At 41.5% G+C, this 3,492-nt stretch carries 3 protein-coding genes; all 3 read right to left on the bottom strand.

The window, feature by feature from the left end; all coding sequences use genetic code 11:
- Window positions 1-101 precede the first annotated feature (101 nt).
- Window positions 102-1,091 (bottom strand): T6SS immunity protein Tli4 family protein, encoded by a 990-nt coding sequence (locus tag IO95_RS21215; protein WP_037387125.1) that lies wholly within the window; start codon window positions 1,089-1,091, stop codon window positions 102-104.
- Window positions 1,092-1,279: 188 nt separating this feature from the next.
- Complete coding sequence (locus IO95_RS21210) at window positions 1,280-2,365, bottom strand: T6SS immunity protein Tli4 family protein (protein ID WP_037387122.1); 1,086 nt, start codon at window positions 2,363-2,365, stop codon at window positions 1,280-1,282.
- A gap of 72 nt (window positions 2,366-2,437) precedes the next feature.
- Window positions 2,438-3,492, bottom strand: a 1,055-nt coding sequence (locus IO95_RS21205) for a T6SS immunity protein Tli4 family protein (protein ID WP_037387128.1), incomplete at its 5' end; no start/stop codon positions are given.

The raw sequence follows: 3,492 nt of genomic DNA, 5'->3' as shown, positions 1-3,492 counted from the left end.
TGCAGAGACTATCTTTTTTTTGTTAGTCATCAGGGTACCTTTTACTGAACAAGAAGCCGTAGCTGGGGCGTTTTAACACCCCATCTATTAACTGTATGAAATCAAATTGCCCCAGGACGGATGCGCAGTGTTGAAGTGATCTCTTTCCACAACGTGATCAGTTGTGCCTCGCTTAATCTCTCTTCTGGTGCCAGATTTTCGGTTTTGTAATATAACCTTATATCAAAGGCTGGTTGTTGCGCGGTAGGATCTAGCTGATTGTATTTAAGATAGAAAAAATATTCGTCGTACGGTGGGGTCACATACTGTCGCTCAGTCACTTCTCCCCCCAGCAGCCACTCTTCAATTGCCAGCCCGTTAATCTGCCGTTTCCCTTTATGCAGCGTATGGTATTTGCCTTGCGCCATCATCCGCTCATCCTGCTGCAGCAGGGTAGAGCCGGTACTCTGGTAATTATTGCTGCTAAAAGTCACTACCAGATTTTTGATATGCTTATGCACATACCCCATACCAAAGTCATAGGACTCGACCGGTTTACCGGCAATAAAACCGCGCAAGATACAAAAACCCGGCTGATTAGGGATCAAGGTGTCTTCTCTGGCCGTGGTGCGCCTGAGTAGATCCTGTACTGCAACCAGTTTTTCGGGGATGGTATAGCCGTATATATCACTGCCATATTTCATCTTGTTTGAGTCGTAACGAGGGGAACGCCCATCTCTTGCCTTGATCTCAATTTTAAAGGTGACGCCAGCATCCCATTTATAGGCTTCCAGTATTCTGGCAACATCCGGCACTCCAGCACTCTCATTACGTTCAAATACCGTCCCCACCATATCAGTCGACAATGGATGCATCTGCTTTAAATAGGGTTTATCCAGCACATCATCAGGTTCAGTTGCCTTTAACTCCTGCTCCCGGCGCTGCATCAACTGGTTAAAGGGGGGGCGATACTGCTCCCGGCTCTCCATTTTGGTTTGATTGTCATCCATCAGAAAAAACACACCCTCATCAGGCATAAAATCAGCGGGCAGATCGATAAGGTAGAGGCCAACACAGCGCGGTGTTGGGTGTTGTAACAGAGGGGTGAGCATGGCTTGTTCCTTGTCAGTTAACGAGCGGGTAAGCGTAGCGGGTTTTAACCATTGCCAAAGTCCCCAAAAAACCAACAAAACAAGGAGTATTGAGACTATCTTTTTTTTGTTAGTCATCGGGGTACCTTTTACTGAACAAGAAGTCGTATCTGGGGCGTTTTAATACCCCAGATATTCACTGTATCAAATCAAATTGCCCCAGGGCGTACCCGTAATGTTTGCGTCATCGCCTGCCAAAAAGCAATCAGTTCATTTTGTGATAACGCTTCATCAGGAAGTGGTCCATGACTGAGTTCTATAGTAAAACCGGGAGATTGCGGGCTACTGTTTTTTTCATTCACGTTTAACATAAACGTATGCCCACTGCTATCATCTTCCCCGTTTCCCACCGCTAACCACTCTTCTGCATCCAATTTATTAATTTGGCGTACCCCCTTCATCAAGGTTTTTATTTGGTTATTGTTCAACTCATTGCTGATAATAGAACTTCGCTCTAACATAGAGGTTTCTTCTTGAATAAAATTATCAGTTGAAAAATCAAAAAATAACCTTGGATTTATCTGGGAGCGATAAGAAAAACTTACATCTTCCCTTTCATTCGCTACCCCCGATGAACCAGAAATAAATCCATTGGGGAAACACAATCCTTTCTCTGTCGGGATCTCATTTTCTTGCCTTCCGCGCAGACGAGATAGTATATTTCTCAACTGATTTAGCTTTATTTGCATGGTATTTTTATAATAATCAGGGTTACTTTCTCGCTCTTTTTGGTAACGTACTGAATCAGGATTCCTAGCATCAATTTCAGTTTTAAATGCCACACCGTTACTATAAATATGAGCCTCTAATTTTCTGGCTGAGTCGGGTGCGATTTTACTAAAATTAGTTTCAAAGATAACCCCTTTCATACCATTAGGTAATGGATAAATATTCTTTAAATAGGGCCCATCATCTGGATGGATGGTTTTGGTATTGCGCAATTCATCTTCCCGTAAATGAATACGTTGCTCAAAAGCCGGTAAATACAGACGTTGAAACACGATCTCTTTTTTATTGATAAAAACAGTACCAATGGGAGCATTAAAACTTTCCGGCAAATCCACCAAATAACGACCAATACAGCGTGGAGTTGCATTTGCTAATAAATTGTCAACCACGTGATGCTCCTGTTCAGTTAAATTAATGAGCGACGGATAGGGTTTTAACCATTGCCAAAGCCACCAGATAGCTAGCAAAGCAAGCAGTATAGAAACTGTTTTTTTCTTGTTAGTCATCAGCACACCTTTTACCAAACCTGAGATCCTAGTCGGGGTGTTTTAATCCCCCCTATTATTCACTGCACTAAATTAAATCGCCCCAGGGCGTACTCTCAATGTTTGCGTCAACGCTTGCCAAAAAGCAATCAGTTCATTTTGTGATAAATCATCATCAGGGAGAGGGCCATGCTTGAGCACCATGCTAAAAACTGGAGATTGTGGGCTACTCGTTTTTTCATTGACTTTTAAAGTAAAGAAATGCCCGCTACTGACTTCCTTTCCATTGCCTACCACTAGCCACTCCTCTGCAGTTAGCTTATTAACCACTCGTCTCCCTTTCATTATAGTTGTTGCTTGATTATTTAAAAGTAAATTACTAATACTAGAACTACGTTCTAACATAGAAGTTTCTTCTTTTATAAAGTTATCTGTTGAAAAAACAAAATATATCTGTGGATTTATCTTGGAGCGATATGAAAATTTCACATTCTCCCTTTCATTCGCTACGCCCGATGCACCAGAAATAAATCCATCAGGGAAGCACACCCCCTTTTCAGTCGGTATTTCATTTTCTTGCCGTCCATGTAAACGAATCAGTAAATTTTTTAGTTCATTAAGTTTTACCTGCATGGTATTTTTATAATAATCAGGGTCACCTTCCCGCTCTTTTTGATAGCGTGCTGAATCTGGATTTTTGGCACTTAATTCTGTTGTAAATGCCACCCCATTATTATAAACATGTGCCTCCAACCTGCGAAAAACATCAGATGAAACTTCACTACTATTAGTTTCAAAGATGACCCCTTGCATACCATTGGGTAAGGGATAAATATTTTTTAAAAATGGAGCATCCTCTGCATCGATGGTTTTGGTATTGCGCAATTCATCTTCCCGTAAACGAATACGTTGCTCAAAAGCCGGTAAATACAGACGTTGAAACACGATCTCTTTTTTATTGATAAAAACAGTACCAATGGGAGCATTAAAACTTTCCGGCAAATCCACCAAATAACGACCAATACAGCGTGGAGTTGCATTTGCTAATAATTTGTCAACCACGTGATGCTCCTGTTCAGTTAAATTAATGAGCGACGGATAGGGTTTTAACCATTGCCAAAGTCCCCAAACAGCTAGTAAACAGAAAA

The organism is Serratia sp. DD3 (genome assembly GCF_000496755.2).
This window is presented reverse-complemented; position numbering and strand designations above follow the sequence as displayed.